Origin of the sequence: Mesorhizobium sp. B263B2A (assembly GCF_020165775.1) — a bacterium.
Classification (GTDB): domain Bacteria; phylum Pseudomonadota; class Alphaproteobacteria; order Rhizobiales; family Rhizobiaceae; genus Mesorhizobium; species Mesorhizobium opportunistum.
In genome coordinates this window covers 120,907-146,525 of the sequence record NZ_JAIUIU010000018.1, presented here as the reverse complement: position 1 = coordinate 146,525, position 25,619 = coordinate 120,907, and the positions used below count along the sequence as shown (strand labels likewise).

Annotated in this window: 26 protein-coding genes; 14 read left to right on the top strand and 12 right to left on the bottom strand. The window is 63.7% G+C overall.

What is annotated here, in order from left to right:
- Positions 1-93 precede the first annotated feature (93 nt).
- A complete protein-coding gene (locus LB568_RS24915; protein WP_013894582.1) occupies positions 94-1,134 on the top strand; it encodes a sulfate/molybdate ABC transporter ATP-binding protein in 1,041 nt (346 codons plus the stop codon).
- A gap of 9 nt (positions 1,135-1,143) precedes the next feature.
- Here the strand turns inward: LB568_RS24915 and LB568_RS24910 are convergent, their stop codons facing one another.
- Positions 1,144-1,395 carry an antitoxin gene (locus tag LB568_RS24910; RefSeq protein ID WP_013894581.1) on the bottom strand — a complete coding sequence of 84 codons (252 nt, stop codon included), beginning with the start codon at positions 1,393-1,395 and terminating at the stop codon, positions 1,144-1,146.
- Positions 1,396-1,620: 225 nt separating this feature from the next.
- Here LB568_RS24910 and LB568_RS24905 point away from each other — a divergent pair, with 225 nt between their 5' ends.
- The 3 genes from LB568_RS24905 (at position 1,621) to LB568_RS24895 (ending at position 4,529) form a co-directional block, all read left to right on the top strand.
- Positions 1,621-2,607: a sulfate ABC transporter substrate-binding protein gene (locus LB568_RS24905; RefSeq protein WP_013894580.1), complete on the top strand. Its 987-nt coding sequence runs from the start codon at positions 1,621-1,623 to the stop codon at positions 2,605-2,607.
- Between the two features lie 254 nt (positions 2,608-2,861).
- Positions 2,862-3,311, top strand: coding sequence for an RrF2 family transcriptional regulator (locus LB568_RS24900; RefSeq protein WP_006202816.1), 450 nt, complete (start codon positions 2,862-2,864; stop codon positions 3,309-3,311).
- Positions 3,312-3,398: 87 nt separating this feature from the next.
- A complete protein-coding gene (locus LB568_RS24895; RefSeq protein WP_224731517.1) occupies positions 3,399-4,529 on the top strand; it encodes a hypothetical protein in 1,131 nt (376 codons plus the stop codon).
- Here the strand turns inward: LB568_RS24895 and LB568_RS24890 are convergent.
- From LB568_RS24890 to LB568_RS24860, 7 genes are all read right to left on the bottom strand, one after another.
- The gene (locus LB568_RS24890) at positions 4,524-5,072 is read right to left on the bottom strand and encodes a gluconokinase (RefSeq protein ID WP_013894578.1); all 549 of its coding nucleotides are present in this window, start codon (positions 5,070-5,072) and stop codon (positions 4,524-4,526) included. The genes LB568_RS24895 and LB568_RS24890 overlap by 6 nt on opposite strands.
- Before the next feature lie 2 nt (positions 5,073-5,074).
- Positions 5,075-6,061 (bottom strand): ABC transporter permease, encoded by a 987-nt coding sequence (locus LB568_RS24885; RefSeq protein WP_013894577.1) that lies wholly within the window; start codon positions 6,059-6,061, stop codon positions 5,075-5,077.
- Positions 6,058-7,038 carry an ABC transporter permease gene (locus tag LB568_RS24880; protein ID WP_013894576.1) on the bottom strand — a complete coding sequence of 327 codons (981 nt, stop codon included), beginning with the start codon at positions 7,036-7,038 and terminating at the stop codon, positions 6,058-6,060. The genes LB568_RS24885 and LB568_RS24880 overlap by 4 nt, the downstream gene beginning before the upstream one ends.
- A complete protein-coding gene (locus LB568_RS24875) occupies positions 7,035-8,582 on the bottom strand; it encodes a sugar ABC transporter ATP-binding protein (protein ID WP_013894575.1) in 1,548 nt (515 codons plus the stop codon). The genes LB568_RS24880 and LB568_RS24875 overlap by 4 nt, the downstream gene beginning before the upstream one ends.
- Before the next feature lie 80 nt (positions 8,583-8,662).
- The gene (locus LB568_RS24870; RefSeq protein ID WP_013894574.1) at positions 8,663-9,790 is read right to left on the bottom strand and encodes a sugar ABC transporter substrate-binding protein; all 1,128 of its coding nucleotides are present in this window, start codon (positions 9,788-9,790) and stop codon (positions 8,663-8,665) included.
- Between the two features lie 302 nt (positions 9,791-10,092).
- Complete coding sequence (locus LB568_RS24865) at positions 10,093-11,127, bottom strand: LacI family DNA-binding transcriptional regulator (protein ID WP_013894573.1); 1,035 nt, start codon at positions 11,125-11,127, stop codon at positions 10,093-10,095.
- Positions 11,128-11,283: 156 nt separating this feature from the next.
- A complete protein-coding gene (locus LB568_RS24860) occupies positions 11,284-12,513 on the bottom strand; it encodes an MFS transporter (protein WP_224731516.1) in 1,230 nt (409 codons plus the stop codon).
- A gap of 179 nt (positions 12,514-12,692) precedes the next feature.
- On the opposite strand from LB568_RS24860, the gene LB568_RS24855 reads away from it, so the two are divergent.
- A complete protein-coding gene (locus tag LB568_RS24855; protein ID WP_023768265.1) occupies positions 12,693-12,983 on the top strand; it encodes a DUF3175 domain-containing protein in 291 nt (96 codons plus the stop codon).
- A gap of 9 nt (positions 12,984-12,992) precedes the next feature.
- Here LB568_RS24855 and LB568_RS24850 read toward each other — a convergent pair whose 3' ends face one another.
- Complete coding sequence (locus LB568_RS24850) at positions 12,993-13,769, bottom strand: FadR/GntR family transcriptional regulator (RefSeq protein WP_013894570.1); 777 nt, start codon at positions 13,767-13,769, stop codon at positions 12,993-12,995.
- A 154-nt stretch (positions 13,770-13,923) separates the two neighbouring features.
- Positions 13,924-14,820: an NAD-dependent epimerase/dehydratase family protein gene (locus LB568_RS24845; protein WP_013894569.1), complete on the bottom strand. Its 897-nt coding sequence runs from the start codon at positions 14,818-14,820 to the stop codon at positions 13,924-13,926.
- A 119-nt stretch (positions 14,821-14,939) separates the two neighbouring features.
- On the opposite strand from LB568_RS24845, the gene LB568_RS24840 reads away from it, so the two are divergent.
- Entirely contained in the window at positions 14,940-15,878 is a 939-nt protein-coding gene (locus tag LB568_RS24840) for an NAD(P)-dependent oxidoreductase (protein ID WP_013894568.1), read from the top strand.
- Positions 15,879-15,962: 84 nt separating this feature from the next.
- Here LB568_RS24840 and LB568_RS24835 read toward each other — a convergent pair whose 3' ends face one another.
- Both LB568_RS24835 and LB568_RS24830 read right to left on the bottom strand, forming a co-directional pair.
- Positions 15,963-16,742, bottom strand: coding sequence for a FadR/GntR family transcriptional regulator (locus LB568_RS24835; protein WP_013894567.1), 780 nt, complete (start codon positions 16,740-16,742; stop codon positions 15,963-15,965).
- 181 nt (positions 16,743-16,923) lie between these two features.
- Positions 16,924-17,913: a sugar-binding protein gene (locus LB568_RS24830; RefSeq protein ID WP_013894566.1), complete on the bottom strand. Its 990-nt coding sequence runs from the start codon at positions 17,911-17,913 to the stop codon at positions 16,924-16,926.
- 458 nt (positions 17,914-18,371) lie between these two features.
- On the opposite strand from LB568_RS24830, the gene LB568_RS24825 reads away from it, so the two are divergent.
- From LB568_RS24825 to LB568_RS33580, 8 genes are all read left to right on the top strand, one after another.
- Positions 18,372-19,115 (top strand): ATP-binding cassette domain-containing protein, encoded by a 744-nt coding sequence (locus LB568_RS24825; RefSeq protein WP_224685442.1) that lies wholly within the window; start codon positions 18,372-18,374, stop codon positions 19,113-19,115.
- A gap of 55 nt (positions 19,116-19,170) precedes the next feature.
- Entirely contained in the window at positions 19,171-20,169 is a 999-nt protein-coding gene (locus LB568_RS24820) for an ABC transporter permease (protein ID WP_023779833.1), read from the top strand.
- 215 nt (positions 20,170-20,384) lie between these two features.
- Entirely contained in the window at positions 20,385-21,212 is an 828-nt protein-coding gene (locus tag LB568_RS24815; protein WP_013894563.1) for a helix-turn-helix domain-containing protein, read from the top strand.
- A gap of 114 nt (positions 21,213-21,326) precedes the next feature.
- On the top strand, positions 21,327-21,770 hold the full coding sequence (locus tag LB568_RS24810; protein WP_023779831.1) for an SRPBCC family protein: 444 nt from the start codon (positions 21,327-21,329) through the stop codon (positions 21,768-21,770).
- 11 nt (positions 21,771-21,781) lie between these two features.
- Positions 21,782-22,576 (top strand): FAD binding domain-containing protein, encoded by a 795-nt coding sequence (locus LB568_RS24805; RefSeq protein WP_224731515.1) that lies wholly within the window; start codon positions 21,782-21,784, stop codon positions 22,574-22,576.
- Between the two features lie 59 nt (positions 22,577-22,635).
- A complete protein-coding gene (locus LB568_RS24800; protein WP_224685244.1) occupies positions 22,636-23,118 on the top strand; it encodes a (2Fe-2S)-binding protein in 483 nt (160 codons plus the stop codon).
- Between the two features lie 127 nt (positions 23,119-23,245).
- Positions 23,246-24,613 (top strand): xanthine dehydrogenase family protein molybdopterin-binding subunit, encoded by a 1,368-nt coding sequence (locus LB568_RS33585; RefSeq protein WP_013894559.1) that lies wholly within the window; start codon positions 23,246-23,248, stop codon positions 24,611-24,613.
- Position 24,614: 1 nt separating this feature from the next.
- Positions 24,615-25,619, top strand: coding sequence for a xanthine dehydrogenase family protein molybdopterin-binding subunit (locus LB568_RS33580; protein WP_013894558.1), 1,005 nt, complete (start codon positions 24,615-24,617; stop codon positions 25,617-25,619).

Below are 25,619 nucleotides of genomic sequence, written 5' to 3'. Positions count from 1 at the left end.
CTGGCGCTGGTCACACTGGTCTTGAAAACACTGCTCGAGATGCGCTACGGCGCCGAACTCGCCGCGACGCGCGGGCATTAGAAGGTTCTTTAAATGGAAGTTCGCGTTGCCAATGTGCGCAAGGAATTCGAGCGGTTTCCCGCGCTCCACGACGTGTCGCTCGACATCAAGTCGGGTGAGTTGATCGCGTTGCTGGGGCCGTCCGGCTCCGGCAAGACGACGCTGCTCAGGCTGATCGCCGGGCTGGAGCGGCCGACGCGGGGAAAAATCTTCTTCGGCGACGAGGACGCCTCGCAGAGATCGATCCAGGAGCGCAATGTCGGCTTCGTCTTCCAGCACTATGCGCTGTTCCGGCACATGACGGTGGCCGACAATATCGGCTTCGGCCTCAAGGTCCGGCACGGGCCATCGCGGCCGCCGGCGCAGGAAATCCGCCGCCGCGCCTCCGAGCTTCTCGACCTCGTCCAGCTCTCGGGCCTGGAAAAGCGCTATCCGGCACAACTCTCCGGCGGCCAGCGCCAGCGCGTGGCGTTGGCACGCGCCATGGCGATCGAGCCCAAGGTGCTCTTGCTCGACGAGCCGTTCGGCGCGCTCGATGCGCAGGTGCGGCGTGAATTGCGCCGCTGGCTGCGCGAAATCCATGATGCCACCGGCCACACCACCGTCTTCGTCACCCACGACCAGGAAGAGGCGCTGGAGCTTGCCGACCGCGTCGTGGTGATGAGCCAGGGCCGCATCGAGCAGGTCGGCACCGCCGACGACATCTACGACACGCCGAACTCGCCCTTCGTCTACGGCTTCATCGGCGAATCGAGCTCGCTCCCCGTCAAGGTCGAGAACGGCGAGATCTGGCTCGCCGACCGTCCGATCGGGCTGTCGGCGCCGCACGCGCCAAAAGGCGATGCGACGCTCTATTTCCGCCCGCACGATGTCGAACTGCTGGACGGCTGCAGCGGCTGCATCGCCGGCACGGTGGCCGCCAGCCGCCGTGTCGCCGGCACGCGGCGCGTCGAGCTCGAGATCGGCGGCGAACGCCGGCGGGTCGAGATCGAACTGCCGGTCGATCACCCGGCGGCGCAGAAGAGCCGGGTGGCTTTCCGCCCGGGACGTTGGAAACTGTTTCCGACTACCTGATCCTCAGGGTCAGGCGCTATTGCGCACAGGCGGATCGTTAATCGCGGGAAAGTCGTCTTCAGGGCCGAGCGGTGGCTCTTTCGCCCATTGGGCGAGCAGCGCGGTAAGCCCGGCTTTGACAAGGCGGTTGCCTTCGCGACTGACCAGAACCTTACCGCCGGGCAGCCCGAACTCGACAGGAATGCGCACCGCCTGGCCGCGGTTGTGGCGGGACAGTTTCGCCTCCTTCGGTGGCGTTGTTGAATGACGATGCTGGGGCATGATTGCCTCCTTGTATGCCATTTGTAAATGCTGCCCGACGCTGCAATGCAAGAAGGTAAAAACCGAAGGCAAGAGGGGGCTGACTGGAACAGAATTCCAATGAAAGGCGTTTCTGACGATGTATTTTCGCACAGCAATGCCATGGATCGCCTCGCATGCCTCGCCGCGCACCGTGCGTCGCGGCTATGGTCGGGCTATAAGCGCATTGCATCGGAGCCTGTTTTCATGAAGCGATTTTTCCTTGGCGTTGCCACCGTCGCCGGCCTGTTCCTCGCATCCTCCCAAGCGTGGTCGGCCGACAAGCTGCTCAACGCCTCCTATGATGTTGGCCGCGAACTGTTCGCCCAGGTCAACAAGGCCTTCGTCGAGAAACATCCGGGCGTCGCCATCGACCAGTCGCATGCCGGCACCTCGGCGCAGGCGCGCGCCATCGCCGAAGGCCTCGGCGCCGATGTCGTCACCTTCAATCAGGTCACCGACGTCGATTTCCTGGTCAAGAAGAACCTTGTCTCGGCCGACTGGCAGAAAGACTTTCCCGACAACGCCTCGCCCTTCTATTCGCTGCCTTCGTTTCTCGTCCGCGCGGGCAACCCCAAGCACATCAAGGACTGGAACGATCTGGTGCGCGACGACGTGCAGGTGATCTTCCCCAACCCGAAGACGTCGGGCAATGCGCGCTACACCTATCTGGCGGCAACCGCCTACGCCAAGGAAGCCTTCAAGGGCGACGACGCCAAGGTGAAGCAGTTCATCGCCAAGCTGTTCAACAACGTGCCGATCTTCGACACTGGCGGCCGCGCCGCGACCACCACCTTCGTGCAGCGCGAGATCGGCGACGTGCTGATCACCTTCGAGTCCGAAACGCGCGGCATCCGCAAGGAGTATGGCGACGACAAGTTCGAGCAGGTCACGCCTTCGGTCAGCCTGCTTGCCGAATTCCCGGTTGCGATTGTCGACAAGGTCGCCGACGAGCACGGCACGCGCGATCTGGCCAAGACCTATCTCGACTTCCTCTACACGCCTGAAGGCCAGGATATCGCCGCCCGCAACGGCCTGCGGACCCGCGATGCGGCCGTGACCGCGAAATACAAGGCCGATTTCCCCGAGATCCGCCTACTGACAGTGGAAGACGTGTTCGGCGGCTGGGACAAGATCCAGAAAGAACACTTCGCCGCCGGCGGTCTGCTCGACCAGGCCTATGGCAGCCGCTGACGGTTGCAGGATTTGAACAGGATGGGAAAGCCGGCGCCTTGCCGGCTTTTTCGTTTATGCGCCGGCAGGCCGGTTTCCGGCGCAATATCGGCGGCCTTCGTGCAAAACGTTACAAAGAATCAACGCGTTTGTGCCTAACGTGCCATTTGGCGTCTTGTTGTCGCGAAATACCGTCGCGCGGCGATGCCGTCATTATTTGCACACAAACAGCCGCCAGATGCGGGTGGTTGGGGCTTCAATGGGTTGATCAGGGCATGCTGACAAAAAAAGGCAAATACGGCCTCAAGGCCCTCGTGCATCTTTCCGGTCTTCCGGTCGGCCAATTGGCCTTCGTCAACGACATCGCGGTCGCCAACAACATCCCGAAGAAATTCCTCGATGCCATCCTGGGCGAGTTGCGCAATGCCGGCTTCGTCCAGAGCCGCAAGGGCAAGGAAGGCGGCTACCGCCTCGCCCGTCCGGCCTCCGAGATCAAGATCGGCCATGTCGTGCGCGTCCTCGACGGGCCGCTGGCGCCGATACCCTGCGCCAGCCGTACGCAGTACCAGCGTTGCGAGGATTGCGACGAGGCGACCTGCCAGGTCCGGCACATGATGCTGGAGGTGCGCCAGGCGATCGCCGAGGTGCTGGACAACCGCAGCCTCGCTGCCATGCGCGATGCAGACAACGATGATTTCCCGGTCGAGTTGACGTCGCAAATCTAGGCCACGGCCGGAGGCGCGGCATTCGCCATTGCGGTTGCGCGGCCCATATCGACGCAGTAAAGCGGTCTTGAACAACAGGCTGGACCGATGAGGCTGTCGTGGTTCGCAAAGTCCCGCAACCGCAAGCCGCCGTCCGCGGCCGCCTTCCGCACTGAAATCATCGCCGACGTTCGCGTTCCGGAGCGGGCGGAGGATGTGCGCTTTTTCAGCCGCAAGCTGATCCGCCCCGGCAGGCCGCGCCGTTTCTCCAACAGGGACCCTCGCGAAAGCCTGCTCGCCGTCCTGTATCTCGTGGTCGCGGCGGCTTTGCCCGTACGCTGGTGGGCGCCGGTCTGCCAGCGCGTGTCCAGACTTGGCCTGAAGCGGCATCTGCGCAAGGAGTTCTCACCCTACGCCGAAGCCGTCCACGCAGTGCTTGGCGATGATATCGATGCGCGCAGCCTGTTCGAGGCCTTGCTCGCGGCCCGCCATCGCCGCCGCCTGCAGCTTGCCGCGCATCTGGTCGCCAGACACTGGTCGCCAACCACCCGGCTGGAAGGGCTCGAGGGGCTGCGGGCCGCCTTGCAACGTGGCCACGGCGCCATGATCTGGTGCGATCAGTTCACCTCGCAGACCATCTTCGGCAAGCGCGCCCTGCACGAGGCCGGCATCGGGGCCTATCAGGTGAGCGTCAACGCGCATGGAGTTTCCGAGTCTTCGTTTGGCCTGCGCTTCCTGAACCCGCCGCTGGTCAATGTCGAGAACCGGTTCCTGAAGGGCCGCCTCGTCTTCGACCGCGACGATGTCTATCAACTCACCATCCGCATCCAGAAGGTCTTGAAGGAGAATGGCGTGGTGCTGATGACCAACAACATTCACGCCGGCTCGACCTTCACCGAGGTCGCTCTGGGCGAGAGCGGCTGGACGCATCTTGCGTCGGCTCCGGCGAATTTCGCCGCCAGGGGCAAGGCGGCTCTGTTTGCCATGTCGACCTTCGAAGAGGTTCCCTTCAGCCAATACCGGGCCGTCCTGAGCCCCGAGTTGGTGCCCGCGAGCCCGCCAACGGGTATATCCAGGGATGGAGCCAAGAACACGGTCCTGCAGGCAAGCTACATCCTGCTCAAGCGTGATTGTCTGCTGCAGGCACTCAAGCATTGCCCCGAGCAGATGATGTCGTGGTCCCGTCGCCAACGCCTGACAGAGGGTCGACACAGCATCGGTGCCGATGACGGCTCATGATCGGCGCAGCAAACGGGTCGCATCCGTGACGAGTTCGGCGACCGGGCGCGTCGCATCGAGCGTCAACGCCTGCTCATCCATTCCGGGCGGCTCGAGGATGGCGAACTGGCTGTCGACCAGGCTTGCCGGCATGAAATGGCCCTTGCGGCCGGCGACCCGCTCACTCGCCGTCGCCGGATCGATCTCAAGGTAAAGGAAGACGATGTCGCGGCGGAAGCCGCGCAGCCGTTCGCGGTAGCTGCGCTTCAGCGCCGAGCAGGCAGCGACCACACCCTGCCCTTGGCCGACCGACGCAACGATACGTTCGCCGATCGCGTCGAGCCAGCCTTCGCGCAGCTGGTCGGTAAGCGGCTCGCCGCTTGCCATGCGGGCGACATTTTCCGGCGGATGCAGCTTGTCGCCCTCGATGAAGATCGCGCCCAGCGCCTCCGCCAGCGCGGTTCCGACGGCCGACTTCCCGCAGCCGGCGACGCCCATCACCACGATCGCGGGGGGCGCCGAACCGGAGACGCCCGACGGCGCCTGCGCTGCCTTGTCGTCCACGGTCAGCGGCTTGCCGGCGCGCGGCCGTAGAGCAACAGCATGGCGACGATGACCACGCCATAGATGATCTGCCGCCCCGCTTCCGGCATCTGCATGACCGACAGGATGGATTGCAGGAGCGTGATCAGGATGACGCCGGCAACGGTGCCGAGATAGGAGCCGCGCCCGCCCAGGATCGAGGTGCCACCCAGCACCACGGCAGCGATCGACGGCAGGAGGTAGGCGTCGCCCATCGACTGCGCCGCCTTGGAGGCATAGCCGGCCAGAAGCACGCCGCCAAAGGCGGAGAGCCCGCCGGAGACGGCGAAGGCGATCATCACCACGCGTCTTGTGTCGATGCCCGAGAGATAGGCGGCGCGCTCGCGGTTGCCGATGCCGTAGACGGTGCGGCCAAAGGCGGTGCGGGTCAGCACGAACACCATCGCGGCGCCGATCAGCGCCCAGATGATCACCGCATTGGGCACCGCCGGAATGGCAAAGCCCGTGGCCAGGTATCGCATGGCGCCGGTGGCCGAATCCTGAGGCGAGAAGCCGCCGGTGTAAACCACCATCAGCCCTTGCGCGACGGCGTTGGTGGCAAGCGTGATGATCATCGAGGGGATGCGCAGATAGGCGACGCCAATGCCGTTGACGATGCCGATCAGCACGCCGCAGAAGATGCCGAACGGAATGGCCAGCGCCACCCCGACCGGACCGTAGGCGGCCGCCGCGCAGGCCATCATCGCGCCTGCCGCCACCGACCATGGTACCGACAGGTCGATCTGGCCGAGCAGGACGACCAGCATCATGCCGGTGGCGATGACGCCGAGAAACGATGCCACTTTCAGCTGCTGCAGCAGATATTCAGGCGACAGGAAGCTGCGCGAATAGAGGCTGCCCAGCAACAGCAGCATCACGATGCAGGCAAAAGCCGTCAGCACCGCCGGATCGGCGCGGCGGATGAATTTCGGCATGCGGCCGGCAATGCCGCCCAAGGTCGTCTCGCTCACAGGAACCACTCCAGCCGGTTGCGGACCCGAAACAGGGCGAAGGCGCCGAGGCTGACGGCGACCAGCAGGATAACGCCCTGGAACAAGGGCTGCCAGAGCGGATCGAAATCAAACACGAACAACAGGTCGCCGATGGTGCGAAAGGCAAGCGCGCCGAAGATCGCGCCGATGGCGCTGCCCTTGCCGCCGAACAGCGAGACGCCGCCCAGCACCACCGCGGCGATCGAAAACAGCGTGTAGGCGTTGCCGCTGGCATAGGCCGCCTCGCCCGTATAGGTGAAGAAGGTCAGGAACAGGCCGCCAATCGCGGCCAGCAGCCCGGCCAGCGCGTAGGCAGCGAACTTGCCGCGCCTTATCGGCACGCCGGACATGTAGGCGGCCGTCTCCGAGGATCCGGCCGCGTAAGCCGCCCTGCCGAGCACCGAGCGGCTGAACGGCACCCAAACCACCAGCACGACGGCCAGCAGCACGACAAGGCTCGCCGGCACCACGCCGAAAACGCGGCCGGTCAGCGCATCGGCCAAATCCTCATTGACCGAACCACCCGGAAAGGGCCGCAGCAGAAGGCCGATGCCGTAATAGACAGCGCCCGTCGCAATGGTGGCGACGATCGGCTGCAGCCGCCCGTAGATCACGATGGCGCCATTGATGGCGCCGCACAACAGCCCGACCGCCAGCACGGCGACGACGCCGAGCGCCGTCTGCATCGGCGTCCCCACCACCAGCCAGGAGGCGAGACAATTGGTAAGCAGGAAGATCATGCCGACGGACAGGTCGATGCCGGCGGTGATCACCACCAGCGTTTGCGCCATGGCGACGAAGGCGAGCAGCACGCCTTTGTTCGCCGCCGTCTGCACGACATTGGCGCTGAAGCCGGCCGGATGGTTCGCGCTGTAGATGGCGAACATGACGATGAAGATGCCGAGCGCCAGCAGCGTTCCGCGCTGCTCGGCCAGCCAGTAGCGCCAATCCTTCACGCACTTGCTCCCAGGCTCACCGGGCTCTCCTTGCCATCAATGTTGAGCGCGCTCGATATCAGCGCCCGCTCGGTGATCTCGGCGCCGACCAGCTCGCGCTTGACCGCCCCGTCATAGAGCACCAGCACCCGGTCGCAGCAGCCGATCAGCTCGTCATAGTCGGTCGAATAGAACAGGATCGCCGCACCCGCATCCGCCAGCTTGCGCATCAGCTGATAGAGCTCCTGCTTGGTGCCGACATCGATGCCGCGCGTCGGATCGTTGAGCAGGATGATGCGCGGCTGGCGCATCAGCCATTTGGCGATGACCACCTTCTGCTGGTTGCCGCCCGACAGCGCGCCGACCGGAATGTCGAGCCCCGCCGTCTTGATCGCCAGAAGACCGACCATGTCGTCGATCAGCCGCTGCTCGGCCGTGCGGTCGATGATGCCGCCCCTGGACAGCCGGTCGAGCGCGGCGAAGGACAGGTTCTCGCGCACCGTCATCGGCAGCATCAACCCTTCCGTCTTGCGGTCTTCGGGAATGAGCGCCATGCCGATGCCGTCATCGCGGGCGGCCGATGGACTGGCGATCGCCACCGGTTTGCCGTCGATCAGGATTTGACCGGACAGCCCGCGCAGCACGCCGAAGAAGGCGAGCAGCAATTCGCGCTGGCCTTGGCCATCGAGGCCGCCGAGACCGACCACCTCGCCGGCCCTGACGGTCAGCGAGATGTTGTCCAGCCGGTCGGCCCAGGAAAGCTTGCGGGCCTCGAGCCTGGGGGCGGCGGTGGCAGGCACCGCCGTCGGCTTGGGCGGAAAGATGTGGCTGTATTCGCGGCCGATCATCAGTTCGACCACCTCATTGTCGCTCTTCGAGCCGGCCTTGTAGCTGGCGACATTGCGGCCGTTGCGAAACACCGTGCACTGGTCGGCCAATTCGGCGATCTCATTCATGCGGTGCGAGATATAGAGCAGCGCCAGCCCTTCCGAGCGCAGCCGCTTGAGCACCTCGAAAATCCTCGAGACATCCGCCGCCGTCAGCGCCGAGGTCGCCTCGTCGAGGATGAGGATGCGTGGCTTGCGCGCCAAGGCCTTGGCGATCTCGACCATTTGCCGGCGCGACAGCGGCAGGTCCTTCACCAACGCCAGCGGGTGGATATCGGCTGCCCCCGCGCGCGCCAGCGCATCTTCCGCGATGCGGCGCTGCGCCTTGCGGTCGATCATGCCGAAGCGTTTGGGCGGATCGGAAATGACGATGTTGTCGGCGACGCTGAGTTCGGGGATCAGCGACAATTCCTGGAAGATGCAGACGATGCCGGCCTTGTTCGCCGCACCCGGCGAAGCGAAGGTCACCTCGCGCCCGTCCAGCATCATGCGGCCCTCGTCGGGCGCCACGACACCGGCCATGACCTTGATCAATGTGGATTTGCCGGCGCCGTTTTCACCGAGGATGGCGTGGATGCTGCCGGCAGAAACCGACAGATCAGCCTTCTCCAGCGCCCGTACGCCGCCATAGCGCTTGGATATGCCTTCCATGCGCAAGAGCGGAACCGCGCCGTCCATCAGCCCTCCCCAAGGGTAATTTGCGATTGGAACAAGCGGCCGGTGGAGCGGGATTTCTCCCGCGGCATCGGCCGGTCGGATTATTTGTTTTCCTTGGTCTGGCCCATGATCTCCTGGGCCGTGAAATTGATGCCGCAGGTCGGGAAGGAATTGCCGACGAAGAAATTGTCGGACTGGTCGGGGAAGAAATCCTGGCCTGCCTTGAAGTTGGGATCCTCGACGATTGCCAACGGCAGCTTGACCGACTGCGGCACGACATTGCCTTCGAGGGCTGCTATCGCCGTCTTGATGGCGACCGCCACCTGGGCAGGACCAGTGCCGGCCGATGAGCATTTGAGCCCATCCGCCGCATGCGCCGAGCAGAATTTGCGAAAGCCATTCTCCGTTTCGCCGCCGAACGGAACAAACGGATGCTTGGCGTCCATCATCGCCTGCACGATGCCGGTATCGCCGCCCTGCCCGGTGATGCCGTCGAAAGGTCCATTGGTGGCGATCGCGTCGGCAGTCGCTTTCTGGGCCACGCCATCGTCCCACTTGCCGACCACCTCGGTGACGGCCCACTTCTTGCCGGAACCGTCGAGGACCTCATGGATGCCGGCATGGCGGTCGGTGTCGACCGAGGTGCCGGCAACGCCGCGCACTTCGAGCACCTTGCCGCCGTTCGGCACGTGCGAGACCAGCCACTTGCCCCACAATGCGCCAAGCCCCTTCTGGTCGACATTGACGTTGATGGCATCCTTGGTGTCGAGGATGTTGTCGAAGGCGACGAGCACCACACCGGCTTCCTTGGCACGCTTGATGACCGGTCCGAAGGCGGTCGGATTCTGCGCGTTGACGACGATCGCGTCAAAGCCGGAATCGATGAAGTTGTTGATCGCGGATATCTGCGCCGGAACGTCCTCGCCGGTCGAGACGACCTTGAATTCCTTCAGCTTCTTGGCGACATCCGGCTGTGCGGCATAGGCCTTGGCGGTCTGCACCATCTGGATGCGCCAGGTGTTGGCGATATAGCCGTTGGCGAGCGCAATGCGGTATGGACCGTCCTTCTTGGGGAATTTGAAGAATTGGGTATCGGCGGCCCAGGGCGCAAAACAGTCCGGCTCGGCGGCCGGCCCCTTGACGACTTCGGGCCCCGCGGCCATCGCCGCCGAACTCAACATGACGAATGCAGTGGCGGCAACGATGCCACCAACGAGTGACTTGATCATCGATATTCCTCCCATTTGCAGTTCTGATTTATCTGTTGGCTGCAGTACAATTGACGCGCTTGCTCAAGCACCTCCTGCCTTGGCCCGCCGCTGTTTCAGGCGGTCAACGCCGACCTGATCCTCTCCCTTGTCGCTCCCTCAAGCGGCTACGAAAACTATCATATTATCCATAATAAACAAGAAACATTCTGTCGCTTATGTATAATAAACAGAGTTGTTCCTCTTGTGAGTTTTCGCGAGCGCGGAATGGTAGCGCTACCAAGAAAGGCTGTAAAGTCTCATTTCAGCGGACTCTAAGATACTCAGCGGGCAGTGCTCTCGCGGCGCTTGAGCTCGAAGCCGAGATCGACGACCCGCTGCTGCGGCCTGTCGCCGCCGATCGCCGCCAGCGCCATGGCGACGGCACGCCGGCCGATTTCATAGCGATGGGTGCGGATGCTGGTGACCGAGGGAAACGCCACCTGCATCATGTCGAGATCGTTGAAGCCGACGATGCCGATGGTCTTTGGCACGTCGATCGCTGCGCGGTGGCATTCGAACAGCACGCCGAGCGCGATGTCGTCATTGTTGCAGAACACACCGTCGAGCGTCGGAACCTTGGCGAGGGCATCCCGGAACAGTTCGCGGCCGAGCGACACGCTGGACGGCACCGGCGTGGTGGTGACCAGGCGCGGATCGAACAGGCCAGCTTTTTCCATGGCGATCCGGTAGCCGGCAAGGCGGCGCTGCGAGCGCGGATCCATGCGGGCGCCGATGAAGCCGACACGACGATACCCCATCTCGATCAGGTGCTCGGTCGCCGTTCTGCCGCCGTCGAGATGCGAAAAACCGACCATCATGTCGACGGGATCGGGGCCGATCTCCATCACCTGCACCACCGGGCAACCGGCATTCTCCAGCAGTCTTCGTGAACTCGGCGTCTGATCGATGCCGGCCACGATCAGCGCTGCAGGCCGCTGCGAGCCGAACAGCTGCAATAGCCGCTCCTCCTCCAGCCCGGAATAGTGCGTGTTGCCAAGCTGGATGCGGAACGGACTGGCCGACAGGCTGTCATAGATGCCGCGCACCACTTCGGCGAAAACGTTGTTGGTGAGCGAAGGCACCAGCACGCCGAACACCTCGGCGCGCGCCGAGGCCAGCGCCCTTGCATTGGGGTCCGGCACATAGCCGAGTTCGTCGACGGCGGCCTGGATCTGGCGACGCAAATCCTGGCTGACGCGCTCCGGCTCGCGCAGCGCGCGCGACACGGTGATGGCGCCGACGCCGGCCTTGCGCGCGACATCGGATATGGTCGGGCGGCCGCCGCCCCGGCGCGAGCGCGGCTTGATCAAGGCCATGGCCCGTGCGCATGTCCGCCGAAGCGGACCCGCAATACGATCATCTGATCTGTCGCCATGTCACCGGCCCGTTGCCGCACCCTTCGGCCTTTGGCGTCGCGCAGTGCCTGTCCGTTGTCAAGCCGAGGCACTCCGCAGCGCACCGCGCCCTTTAACTCAGATGAACGCGACGGCCCTGTGCTTCGCCTTCCACATGAACAGGCCGATGGCCAGTATGTTCAACAAATTCCAGGCGATGCCGTTGAGGAATGCTGCGGCGTAGGAGCCAGTCAGATCGTAGATCCAGCCCGACATCCAGCCGCCGATCGCCATGCCGAAAATCGTCGCCATCATGACGATGCCGATACGCTGGCCGGCCTCCTTGGCAGGCAAATATTCGCGCACGATGATCGCATAGCACGGCACGATGCCGCCCTGCGACAGGCCAAACACCAGCGACACGACATAGAGCGAGGCGAGCCCGTCGAACGGGATGTAGAACAGCAGCGACAGGCATTGCAGTACCGAACCGATAAGCAAGGTTTTCGCGCCGCCGATGCGGTCGGCAATAAAGCCGGAGGCAAGCCGGCTGACGACTCCCGCCGCCATCATGATCGACAGCATGTCGGCGCCATGCGCCACCCCGTAGCCGAGATCCATGCAGTAGGCCACGATATGCACTTGCGGCATCGACATGGCCACGCAGCAGCCGAGACCGGCGACGACCAGCAGCGCCTGCAACGCCGCCGGCGACATTGGCATCGGCTGCACCGGCCGGCTTCCCGGCGAGCCGGCGGCCGCGGCCTCCGGAGCGCCGCGCCGCAGCATCAACACCAGCGGCACCATCGTAACCAGGCAAAAGATGCCGATGGCGGCATAGGTGAAGCGCCAGCCTTCCGCTTTCATCACTGTCGGCATGATGGTCGGCCAGATCGCTCCGGCAAGGTAGTTGCCTGCCGCCGCGGCTGTCACCGCGACGCCGCGCCGGCGGTTGAACCAGTGCGAGATGTCGGCGATCAGCGGCCCGAAGATCACCGAGGTGCCGACACCGATCAGTACCCCCTGGGCAAGAGTGAATTGCAGGATAGAGGTCGACAGCGCGGCCAACAGGAGGCCTGCGGATAGCGCCACGGAAGAGATCAGCGCCGGGATCCAGTAGCCCATGCGGTCGATGGCGCGGCCGACCAGCACATTACCGGCGGCGAAGCCCACCATGGTTGCGGTGTAGGGCATCGATGCCGCGGCGCGGTCGACGCCGAACTCGGCCTGCACGGCGGGCAACACCACGACAACGGCCCACATGCCCACGGCGCCGATCGTCGCCAGCAGCATCGAAATGGCAAGCCGCATCCAGGCGTAGGAACTGTCGATGCCGGGGCTCGGTCCGCTCAAGTCTGTTCGGGTCAAGGCGTTTCCTGTCGGCGATCTCGAAATCGGCTGCCGTTCGCTCCCACTATCGCCGCATTCTCGGACCGCAGCAGCGCCACGACAGGCAAATCCGTGGCTCCAGAGCGGACAAGAAATGCGGGAACCGAGGCCAATGTGTGGAGTTTTCGGGTCAGCAACCCCGCAAAGGAGTCCCAGCCATGACCGCTGCCAAGGAAAAATGGTCGGCCGAGGTGACCGAGCACAGCAACGCGATGGATCTCGAGGATCATGTCTTCGAATCCGACGATGCCAAGAAGATCGCTGCCTCGCTCAAGCGATCGGCCGAACACAGCCACAGGCGCAAGGCCGAGCCGTTTCAGTCCGCCATGTCGATGCTGAATTTCTACATCAACCGGGCCGGCAAAAACCTGCCCGCTACGCGCAAAAAGGTGCTCGAGAACGCCAAGGACGAACTGCGGGTGGCCTTCGGCCGCGAGAAAGAAGGCTAGCGCCCGGGCCTAACGCGACTTGATCACGTGATCGGTGTTGGCCAGCAATTTGCGCACCGCGTTGCGTGCTGCGTCCGGCCGCTGCAGGCGGATGTTCTTCTCGATCGCCTCATGCAGCTTTTGCGCATGGTTGAGATCGTCGACGGCCCGCGTCGTATAGGTGAAGAGATGATCGAAGGCGGATTCGATCAGGACGCCGAGCGGAACCAGCAGATCGTTGCCCGAGGCGCGCAGGATGGCAAGATGGAAGTGCGTGTCGGCGCGCGTGCGCTCCTGCAGGCTCGCCGCCTCCCCCATCTCGCGGCAGGCCTGGCTGATCTCGGCCATCTGCTCGTCGGTCCGCCGCATGGCGGCAAAGGCGGTCGCTTCCGGCTCGATGATATGACGGAACTCCTGCACCGTCTTCAGGAACACCTCGCGGTCCGGCGACGTCGCGTACCAGGCGAGCACGTCTCGGTCGAGCAGGTTCCAGCGCTCCTTGGGCTCGACCCAGCTGCCGATCTTGGGGCGTGAGGCCAAAAGGCTCTTGGCCATCAGCATCTTGATCGCCTCGCGGACCGCCGAACGGCTGACGCTGAAGGTCTCCGACCATTTGGCTTCATTGGGCAGGATGGTGCCGGGCGGATAATCGCCGCGCACGATCCGCAGACCAATCTCGCTGGCCAGTGATGTGTGGACGCTGGAGCCGGGAATGCGCGCCGCGTCGGACCGCCGAACACCGGCCGGGCGCTCAGCGGCTTTAGCCTTTTTCGGCGATTTTTCCTTGTTCGGCTTTGCGTCCCGCATGGACTTCAGAAAGGCCGGTTTGCGGAAGCTGTCAAGCACTGTCGGGCCGTTGGGCCGCAAAGCCCGCCGCTATGCACAGCCCAGCCCGTTCCGCTGCTCGATGGCGCATGTTGAGGTTCAGGTCAGGCCGGCATCACCTGAACCTCGACCTGCCTCAGGCGGTTTTGACGTATTTGCGCCAGCTATGCTCCGGTCGGAAACCCAGCATGTCGCGCGCTTTGCGGTTCGATAGCAGCGTCTCGTATTCGCCGAGTTCCGCCTTGACCGGCACATCTGGATAGAAACGCTTCAAAAGCTCCGCCGTCGGCAGATCCGACGACGTGTCGTCATTGGCGGCGTTGAACACCTGGTAGCCGAGCCCGTCCTTCTCGATAGCGCGCAGCGTGATCTGGCCGAGATCGCGCGCGTCGACATAGCTCCAGGCGATGCGCTTGCGGAAGCCCGGATCGGCGAACCATTTCGGGAACAGCGAATACTCATGCGGCTCGATGACGTTGCCGATGCGCAAGGCGTAGATGTCGGTGCCATTGCGCTGCGCGAAGGCCCGCGCCGTCTTCTCGTTGACGATCTTGGACAAAGCGTAGCTGTCCATCGGATCGACATCATACTCCTCGTCGAGCGGGAAATATTTGGGGTCCCGCGGCTCGTTGGCGAAGACGAGGCCGTAGGTCGTCTCGCTGGATGCGACGATCACCTTGCGGATGCCAAGCTTCACCGCGGCCTCGATGACATTGTAGGTGCCCATCGCATTGATGCGGAACACCTCATTGTCGGGCGTGATCATGATGCGCGGGATGGCGGCAAAATGCACCACCGCATCCACCGGCTGCGGGCGCAGCGACGGGTCGAATTCGTGCAGGCCCATATAGCTCGACAACGCGTTGAACACCTGCCCGCTGTCGGTGATATCCGTGATCAGCGTGCGCACCTTGGGATTGTCGAGCGGCTTGGTGTCGATGTTGAGCACCTGGCAGCCCTGCTCGACAAGATACTGCACGACATGACGCCCAGCCTTGCCGCTGCCGCCGGTGAACATGATCCGCTTCGTCATTGTGGTCTCCATGACAGGCTCTGGAATTCCCGTGTATTGTCAGACAATATTGCTTTCTGCAACCGCGTAGGGCTAAAACGGCGGCGCTATTATCAATAATCTGGGATAGGACTGATAACATGAACACGACTGCCGCGCGCGAGACGATCGGCTTCATCGGCCTTGGTCTGATGGGACACGGGATCGCCAAGAACATCGTCGACAAGGGCTATCCCCTGACGTTCCTCGGCCGCAAGAACCGCAAACCGGCGGAAGATCTTCTGGGCCGTGGCGCCAAGGAAGCCTCGACCTCGCGCGATGTCGCCGCGGCATCGACGATCGTCTTCATCTGCGTCACCGGTTCGCGGGAAGTCGAGGCCATCATCCGCGGCCCGGGCGGCCTCAAGGAGGGGTTGAGAAAAGGCTCGGTCGTCGTCGATTGCTCGACCTCCGATCCGGTCTCGACCGTGGCACTGGCGACCGAACTCAAGGCGCTGGGCATCGACTATGTCGACGCACCGCTGAGCCGCACGCCGAAGGAAGCCTGGGAAGGCACGCTCGACGCGATGGTCGGCGGGCCCGACGCTCTCTTTGCCCGGGTGAAGCCAGTGATCGAAACCTGGGCCGGCCGCATCGTCCACATCGGCGACACAGGTGACGGCCACCGCATGAAGCTGCTCAACAATTTCATCTCGCTGGGCTATGCCGCGATCTATTCCGAAGCGCTGGCCCTGGCGCAAAAGGTCGGCATCTCGCCGCCGCGTTTCGACAGCGTCATCCGCAACGGCCGCATGGATTGCGGCTTTTACCAGACCTTCATGCGCTGGACGCTGGAAGGCGATCGCGACGCGCACAAGTTCACCATCGCCAACGCCTTCAAGGATCTGACCTATCTGGAATCGATGGCGGGTGCCGCCGGCATTGCCAACCCGCTCGGCAACGCCACCAAGAACTCCTTCGCCGGCGCCCATGCCACAGGCCCGGCCGAGCAGTTCGTGCCGATGCTGGCCACCCATATCGGCAAGGTCAACGGCGTCGACCTGATGCCCATGAAGGACGGCAAGAAGCAGACGATTTGAAAGAGCAGTTTTCCCGGGGAAAGTGCGTAGCGCTTTCCCCAGGGAAATTGCGTCAAAACAAGGAGCTGGGGCAGCTAGGCGGCCTTACCGCCGGCCCCTTCCGATCCCTTCATCGGTGTCCGCAAGCAGCTTGTGCACCGCATTGCGCGCCGCCGCCGGGCGCTGCAGGCGAATGCTTTTCTCGATCGCTTCGTGCAATTTCTGCGCTCGCGGCTGGTCGCCGACCTGCCGCGTCGTGAACACGAAGAGATGGTCGAGCGCGGACTCGATCAACACGCCGAGCGGCACCAGCAGGTCGTTGCCCGAGGCGCGCAGGATGGCGAGGTGGAAGCGTGTATCGGCGCGGATGCGTTCCGGCAGGTTCGCCGCCTCGCCCATCTCGCGGCAGGCCTGGCTGATCTCGGCCATCTGCTCGTCGTTGCGCCTTATGGCGGCAAAGGCGGATGCTTCCGGTTCGATGATGTGACGGAACTCCTGCACGGTGCGCAGGAACGCTTCGCGGTCGGGTGCGGTCGCGTACCAGGCAAGCACGTCGCGGTCGAGCAGGTTCCAGCGCTCCTTCGGCTCGACCCAGCTGCCGATCTTGGGGCGTGATGCCAAAAGGCTCTTGGCCATCAGCATCTTGATCGCCTCGCGCACCGCCGAGCGGCTGACGTTGAAGGTCTCGGCCCATTTGGCTTCGTTGGGCAGGATGCTGCCGGGCGGATAATCGCCGCGCACGATCCTGAGGCCGATCTCGCTGGCCAGCGAGGCATGGACGCTAGACCCCGAAAAGTGCGCGGCATCCACTCTGCGCGCCGCCGGATCGCGGTTGGCTTGCACCTTGGCCCGGCTGGCTTGTTTCTTTGCCTTTTCGTCCGGCATTCACGTTCCAATAGGTTCGGCCGTCTGTCGCCCGGATCGATCCGGATCTGCGCGGCGCCGATCCCGTTGCCGAATTCAAACTCTGGACGCGTCAAAGCTGGAGCCAATTGCCCCGGCTACCGCGTCTTCTGAAGGTTCGATGGAACGGGGGGGCCGTCGCCGGGCCCCCCGAAGTTGCAGCCTATTTCTGGATGCAGGTGTCGACCGTGTCCTTGGTGCATTCGTCGAGGCCGGTGAAGACCGGATCGTCGACCTTCTTGCCCTCGATGAGGTCGATCATCACCGACGGCGCCTTGTAGCCCATCTCGAACGGCCGCTGACCGACCAGCGCGGTGACAAGGCCGTCTCTGGCGATCGCCACCTCGTCGCCGATCGTGTCGGCGGCGCCGATGACGAAGTCGTTCTTGGCCAGCCGGTCCTTGAGCGGGCCGACCAGGTCGCGATAGGGCTGCGGCGCGCCGAACAGCGGCCAGCCGCCCATGATGCCGAACGCATCGAGCTTGGGGTTGGCGGCGAGGATGTCGGTCATCGCCTGAACGCCCTTGGCGCCGTCGTCATTGGTGAACACCGGACAGCCTGCGACTTCGGTCCAGCCACCTTCGCCGGCAAGCGCCGAGAGCCCTTCCTTGCCCGTCAGTGCGTCGCGCATGCCTTGCGCGCGGCGCAGGATGTTGTCGGCCGCCGGATTGCCCTCGATGGTGCAGATCGTGCCGCCATTCGGCTTGGCCTTCTTGATGTATTCGCCGATCTTCTTGCCCATCAGGTAGTTGTCGGTACCGAGATAGGTCTTGCGAAGCGCGGCGTCGTCCTTGGAAAGGTCGGCGTCGACGGTCATGATCGGGATCGTCGGATTGGCGGACTTGATCGTCTGCGCGATCAGCGGCGCGTTGGACGGCGAGATCGCCATCGCGACCGTGTCGGCCTTGCTCAGCATGTCCTGGACGATCTGTGCTTCGCCGGCTTCGTCGGAAGTCGACGCCGGGCCGGTGTAGAAGCATTCATATTCCGAGCTGGCGTTTTCCTTGTTCCACTTCTCGCAGCCTTGGTGGATGGCCTCGAAGAACGGATTGTCGAGACCTTTCACCACGATGACGAGTTGCTTCTTGGCCAATGCCGGCCCGGCGCCCAACGCCATGGCGGCGACGGCGGCGAGCAAAAGTGTTTTCCTCATGTCAGTCCTCCCTTGGAAACAGACGGACACGGCGTGCCCGCCACACAAACCAGCCCGGATGCAAGATGACGAAGGCGCGAGCGCTCGTGCCATCAAGTCAGGCCGATGAGCATTTTCAGATGCGACCGGGCCGGCATTCGCCGGCACGATCGATAATAACCTCCAGCCGCTCCCGTCGCCGATGATGGCGTCAAGGGAACCAGCGTATCTTCCTCCGGCTCCCAGCTAATAACGGCGGACGGCCAACGTCAATTGCAATTTGTCCTACAAAACTGATTTTTCAAAACAGCACGAAACTATTCGTCTGACAATTGGATTTTCTTGTGCATGCGACAATTGACGCCCGCGCGGCCATTCGCGTAAATGCCGGTCATCGCTGGTTCCGGGAGGATCTGGGAGCGCGACGTGAAGGCAGCACCCTATTTGGGTATGCGGCAAACATGGGAGGCAATAGGCTGGTGGCGGTTCTCGAACTCACCAATATCTCGAAGCATTTCGGCGCCATCCAGGCGGTCAACGACGTGTCGCTGTCGATCGAGCCCGGCCAGGTCGTCGGCCTGATGGGCGACAATGGCGCGGGCAAGTCGACATTGGTCAAGATGATCGCCGGCAATTTCCACCCGAGCCATGGCATCATGCGCATGGACGGCAAGGAATTGATCCTGAACAAGCCGGCGGAAGCCCGCCAGCACGGCATCGAGATCGTCCACCAGGACCTTGCGCTCTGCAACAATCTGACGGCCGCCGCCAATGTCTATCTCGGCCGCGAACTGCGGCGCGGCGTTGGCCCATTCCGCATCCTCGACTATGCCGCCATGTACAGGCGCGCCGGCCAGCTCTTCGCCGAATTGAAATCCGAGACCCGCCCGCGCGATCTCGTCAAGCAGATGTCGGGCGGCCAGCGCCAGGCGGTGGCGATTGCCCGCACCATGCTGTCGCAAGCCAAGATCGTGCTGATGGACGAACCGACGGCGGCGATCTCGGTCAGGCAGGTCGCCGAAGTGCTCAACCTGATCCGCCATCTGCGCGACCAGGGCATCGCGGTGGTGCTGATCAGCCACCGCATGCCCGACGTGTTCGACGTCGCCGACCGCGTCATCGTCATGCGGCGCGGACGCAAGGTCGCCGACAAGGCAATCGCATCGAGTTCGCCCGAGGAAGTCACCGGGCTCATCACTGGCGCCATCGAGCAGGTCTCGTGAGCGCGGCTAATTTCACCAGGCTGGCGCGTATCGCAGCCGGCAGGAAAGGTCGATAATGGCAGTCACCCTTGACCAGACGATCGCACAGAAGCAGCACAGTTTCCTGTCGCGGCTGTTCTCCACCCAGACCTTCTGGGTGGTGATCGCCGTCATCCTGGCCTGCATTTTCCTGTCGTTCGCAACCGACGCCTTCGCCACATCGAAGAACCTCTACAACATCACCCGCAACATCACCTTTGTCGCTATCATCGCGCTCGGCATGACCTTCGTCATCATCACCGGGGGCATCGACCTGTCGGTCGGCTCGGTGCTGTGCCTGTCGTCGATGGTGCTAGCCGTCACCATGCATGCCGGCTACTCGATCGAGGTCGGCATCCTGGCTTCGGTCGCCACCGCGCTCGCCATCGGCGCCTTCAACGGTATTTTGATCGCCTATCTCGGCTTTCCGCCCTTCGTGGTGACGCTCGGCATGCTATCGATCGCCCGCAGCCTGGCCATGGTCGCTTCCAACAACACGGTCGTCTTTCAATTCGGCCCGGACCACGACAAGCTTCTGGCGCTCGGCGGCGGCGCCTGGGTGTTCGGCATCGCCAATCCGGTGCTCTACATGATCCTGCTGGGGCTGATCACCGGCTTCATCCTGCGCTGGACCAAATTCGGCCGCCACATCTTCGCCATTGGCGGCAACGAGCATGCGGCGACGCTGACCGGCGTCCCGGTGAAGCAGATCAAGGTCGCCGTCTACATGATCTCGGCGCTTTCGGCCGGCATTGCCGGCATCATCCAGACCGGCTGGCTGGGCGCCGTCACCACCAATCTCGGCACCGGCATGGAGCTGCAGGTCATCGCCGCCACCGTCATCGGCGGCGCCAATCTGGCCGGCGGCGTCGGCACCGCCTTCGGCGCCATAGTCGGTGCGGCCCTCATCGAGGTGATCCGCAACAGTCTCGGCCTGCTCGGCATCAATGCCTTCTGGCAGGGCGTGTTCATCGGCGGCGCCATTCTGATGGCCGTGCTGTTCGACCGCATCCGCAATTTCAGACGCAGCGACTGAAGCTCAAGCGTCTCCCACAAGGGACCCGTCCTTCTCCCAAGTGAGAAGTGCGAAGCGTTATTCGTTCTGGTTCCTATCGTTCAGTCTGAAAATCGGCTGAAGCGGCCTGTCATGGCTATCGGCTAACAGCCGATAGCTTGACGGAAGCGGACAACCGGCCGCACAATCCTGGATGCAGGCGAAGGGAGGCCAGTCGCCTGCGGGAGGATATACCCATGACGGAAGCGATCAGGCTCTACTGGGGCCGGTTCGGACATGTTTCTGTCCTGAATGTCGCGAGCGACTTCGTCACCCATGCCCATGTCGAGGCACATCTGATCATCTGGCTCGAAGGCACCGCCGGCGAGATGACCATCGGCCGCGAGACCGTCCGGCTTGGACCATGCACCGCCGCTGGCATCAATTCCTTCCAGCCGCACAGCCATGTCCTGTCGCAGAACGGGACGCCCGGTCTGTTTCTCGCCTTCTACATCGATCCCGATTGGGCGCGTCGCCGCCGCGACCTGCCCTCTTCCGCGCCGCTGTTCTCGCAGGCGGCAATCACGCTGGAACCTTGGTTGCACCAGGCTGCCGCCAGCCTGCTCGACCATCTGACCGACAATGAAAGCATCGACGACGTCGCCAACTACGAGATCGAGCGCTTCATCGACAGTGTGCTCGATGCCGCCGACGCCTCGGCGCCGCAGGAGGCGCGCGCCCGCATCAGCACCATGCAGGATTTCCGCGTCCGCAAGGCGATCCAGCTAATGAAGGCCAATGTCTGCGAGCGCATCTCCTTCGACGACGTGGCGCGCAGCGTCGGCCTGTCGCGGCCGCATTTCTTCGCTTTGTTCAAGGAACAGACCAATTTGACGCCCAATGTCTACTGGAACACGCTGCGCATGGAGGAAGCGGTGCGGCAGCTGCAGTGGTCGCAGGAGCCGCTGATTTCGGTCGCCTGCAACCTCGGCTTCACCACGCAAGGCAATTTCTCGCGCTTCTTCCGCGACCATGTCGGCGTGCCGCCGACGCTCTACCGCGAGGCCGCGCGCGCAACTGCCTGAGCCCCGACGCCTGTTTTTCAGACTCCTTGATACGCGCCTAAGACGCATTGATAAGCGCTCTTGAAATGGCCGCCCTACCCTTGCCCAGCTGTTGCATTTGCAAGGGAACATCATATGCCGAAAGTCACCATCTCCAGCGTCATCGACGCGCCGGTCGAAAAGGTCTGGGCGCGCATACGCGACTTCAACGGCCTGCCGGGCTGGCATCCGCGCATGGTCGAGAGCCATATCGAGGACGGCAAGGACGCCTCGACGATCGGCTGCGTGCGCAACTTCCAGCTCGCCAGCGGCGCGCGCCTGCGCGAAAAACTGCTCGATTTCTCCGATGACAATTTCCTCGTCAGCTATTCCATCCTGGAAACGCCGCAACCGCTGACCAACCACAAGGCAACGCTGCAGCTCAGGCGCGTCACCGACGGCGACCGCACCTATGCCGAATGGACAGCCAGCTTCGACGCCGCGCCCGAGGACGCCGACAAGCTGGCCGAGGGCATGGGCACGAATGTCTTCCAGGGCGGCTTCAACGCCCTGAAAAGCCATTTCGCCGGCCAGAACTGAAGGAGCGGGCCATGGCGCTGGCACTGCAGACTTTTGCAACGGTAAAGGATGCGAACGCGGCGCTGAAGGCGGCCGGCACCCGCTATCTCGGCGGCGGCACGCTGGTTATCCGCGCGGCCAATGAAGGCGACGTCTCGGTTTCCGGCCTTATCAGGTCGACCGACCCGGCGCTGTCGGCCATTGCGGTCGCCGGCGGCAAGGCCCGCATCGGCGCTTCCGTGACCATGGCGGCGATCGCCCGCCATTCTGAACTGGGCCCGCTCGCCAAGGCGGCGCGCGCCGTCGGTGGTCCGGCGGTCCGCAACATGGCAACCGTCGGCGGCAATCTGTTTGCGCCCTCACCCTATGGCGATTTCGCGGTTGCCTTGCTGGCGCTCGATGCCACGGTCGGCACCGATGACGGCGAATTGCCCATCGAAGGCTTCCTGGCCGGGCGGGCCAACAGCCGCGTCATCGTCACCTCGGTTAGCTTTGCGCTTCCAAGTGCCGACAGCTTCCGCTTCCTGAAAGTGTCGCGGATCAAGCCCAAGGGCGTCTCCGTGCTCAGCATCGCCGGCGTTGTGGAGCGGACTGGCGACGGCACAGTCTCCTCGGCGCGGATCGCGCTCGGTTGCATGGCCGATCGCCCGATGCGCGCCAGGGCGGCGGAAAAGGCGCTGCTCGGCCGAAGCCTGACCAAGGACGGCATCGCCCCAGCGCTGGCTGCCGCAAGCGAAGGCATCTCGCCGATCACCGATCCGATCGCCAGTGCCTGGTATCGCGCTGAAGTCCTGCCGGTCCATCTCGGCCGGCTATTGCTTGGTTAAACATCCGTCGGGGGGCGCGCGTCTGTCCGATTGCTCGGGCAGGCGCGCAAGGAGGAAACATGGCGAAAGTCCCGGTTCAATTCACGCTCAACGGCTCTGAAAAAGCCGAATTCATCGAAGGCGGCACAACGCTGCTCAACGCCCTGCGCGACAAGATCGGCGATACCTCGCCGAAGGGCGGCTGCCATCAGGGCACTTGCGGCGCCTGCACCGTCATCGTCGACGGCGAGCTCCGGCTCTCCTGCCTGACGCTGGCCGAGACCTGCGATGGCGCCGCCATCACCACCACGTCCGGCCTCGCCGAGGGCGGCGTGCTGCATCCGCTGCAGCGCGCGTTCCTCGACACATTCGCCACGCAATGCGGCTTCTGCACGCCAGGCATGATCATGGCCGCCAAGGTGCTGCTCGATCACACGCCCAACCCCAGCCGTGACGAGGTGATCGAGGCGCTGTCGGGCAACATCTGCCGCTGCACCGGCTACGAGCCGATCATCCAGGCGGTGCTTACCGCCGCGCGCGCCAATTCGCAGAACGCCGCCTAGAGCCGGATGATTTCAGGTCGAATCGACCTGAAATCTGAATCCAGCTCTAAATCAAAGAGATAGAGCATGATGTCGTCCGAAAACCGCTTCACACTTTTCGGCATCATGCTCTGAGGGGACCAGAAGCATGGAACTGCGCAAGAGCTACTTCGCCGATGTCCGCAAGGACGACCTGCACGAGATCGGCCAGCCCAGGCCACGCTCGGATTCGCCCGGCCACGTCACCGGCAAGACCGCCTACTTCGCCGACCGTAATTTTCCCGGCATGCTGCACCTGAAGATGGTGCGCAGCCCGCACCACCACGCCCGCATCCGCTCGATCGACATTTCGGAGGCCGAAAAGCATCCGGGCGTGGTCAAGGTGCTGACCGCCAAGGACGTGCCCCACAACGTCTACACCATCCTGATACTGATCCAGATCGGGCCCGAGGACGAGACGGTCCTGGCCGACGGCAAGGTGCGCTGGAAGGGCGAGGCCGTGGTAGCGGTGCTGGCCGAGACCGAGCGCGCCGCGCAAGAGGCCGCCGCCAAGGTCAAGGTCGACTACGAGGTGCTGCCGGCCGTCTTCGACATGGAGGAAGCGCTGAAGCCCGGCGCGCCCATCGTCAACGAATATCACGGCCAGAACTATTATCTCTACGACAGCGGCGAGTGCCGCAAGGTGCGTTTCGGCGATGTCGAGGCCGGCTTTGCCGGCGCCGACCACATACTGGAGCAAAGCTACCAGTCTTCGCCGATCGAGCATGCGCCGACAGAGACGACGGGCTGCGTGGTGGCGCCGGAGGGCAACGACCGCTTCACCTGCTACACCAACACGCAGGCGATGTTCTTCACCCTCGACAACACCTCGATCATCCTGCAGATGCCAGGCAGCAAGCTGCACTTCGTCGGCGGCACGGTCGGCGGCGGTTTTGGCGGCAAGGTCGACGTCATCGTCGAGCCGATCGCCATCCTCGGCGCGAAATTAACCGGTCGACCAGTCTGTTTTATCTACAGCCGCGAGGAGGAGATGCAGATCTCCTCGCCCCGCGCCGCCGAAAAGGTCGTCATCAAGGACGGCGTCATGAAGGACGGCCGTATCGTCGCGCGCAAAGTCACCGGCTACACCGATGCCGGCGCCTATTCGCGCCACTCCCCCTATGGCGCCCAGAAGGGCGCGGGGCACTATCCCGGCCCCTATACCATCCCCAATGTGTGGATCGACACTTACTGCGTCTACACCAACCGCACGCCGTCCTCGGCCATGCGCGGCTTCGGCGTCACCATCGGCGACTTCGCGCTGGAAGTGCAGATGGACAAGCTGGCGCGGCTGATCGGCATGGACCCACTCGAATTCCGCTTCATCAACGCCTATCGCGACGGCGACATGAAGGCGCATCGACAGCCGACCGAGGGGGCTGCCCTGATCGAATGCATGCAGGAGGCCTCGCGCGCCGCCAACTGGCCCGTGGCGGAGAAATACATGGCGATGTCCTCCTACGCGAAGGGAGCTTGAGATGACGATCAGGCGCGGACGCGGCGTTGCCGCCATCAACTATCCGACCGGCATGAACCTTGGCGGCGACCCGACCCAGGCGCTGGTCCATTCGACACCCACCGGCAATTTCATGGTGACTTTGTCATCAGTCGATCTCGGCCAGGGTATGAAGCAGATCATGGCGCAGATCTGCGCCGAGACCATCGGCGTGCCGACGGACCGTGTCGTCGTCGACACCGCCGACACCGACACCGGCCCGCATTGCATGGGCACCTTCGCCTCGCGCGGCACCCACCGCGCCGGCAATGCCGTCATCCAGGCAGCCAAGGAAGCCCGCCAGGTGATGCTGGAAGTGGCGGCGGAAGAGCTGGAAGTCAATGCGTCGGACCTCGAGACCGACGGCCAGGGCAACATACTGGTCAAGGGAGCGCCGCAGAAATCGATCTCGATCTTCGATGTCGCGCTGTCGGCGCATTTCAAGCGCGGCCGCTCGATCTCGGGCCGCGGCATGTTCCTGATCCCGCGCTCCTATCCGGAGAAAGAGACCGGGGCCATGAAACCATCGACCTGCTATGCGCACGCCTGCACGGTGGCCGAGGTCGAGGTCGACGACGAAACCGGCGAAGTGACCGTGCTGACGGTGAAGAACGTGTTCGAGATCGGCCGCGCGCTGAACCCCAAAATGGTCGAGCAGCAACTCGTCGGCGGTTCATGGATGGGCATCAGCCACGCGCTCTACGAGACGACCGAGCCTTACTATCCCAACCGCGACCATGGCGGCACCGACTTCAACCAGTATCTGATGCCGGGCCCGGGCGACCTTGCCGAGACCGAGATCATCGTGCTGGAACGGCCCTCGGCCGACGGGCCTTACGGTGCCAAGGGGCCTGGCGAAATGTGCGCCAACCCGCAGATACCGGCGGTCGCCAATGCCGTTTTCGACGCCGTCGGCGTACGCATCGACACGCTGCCGATCACGCCTGAGCGCATCTTGCGCGCGCTCAAGGCGCAAGCGGCGAACTGA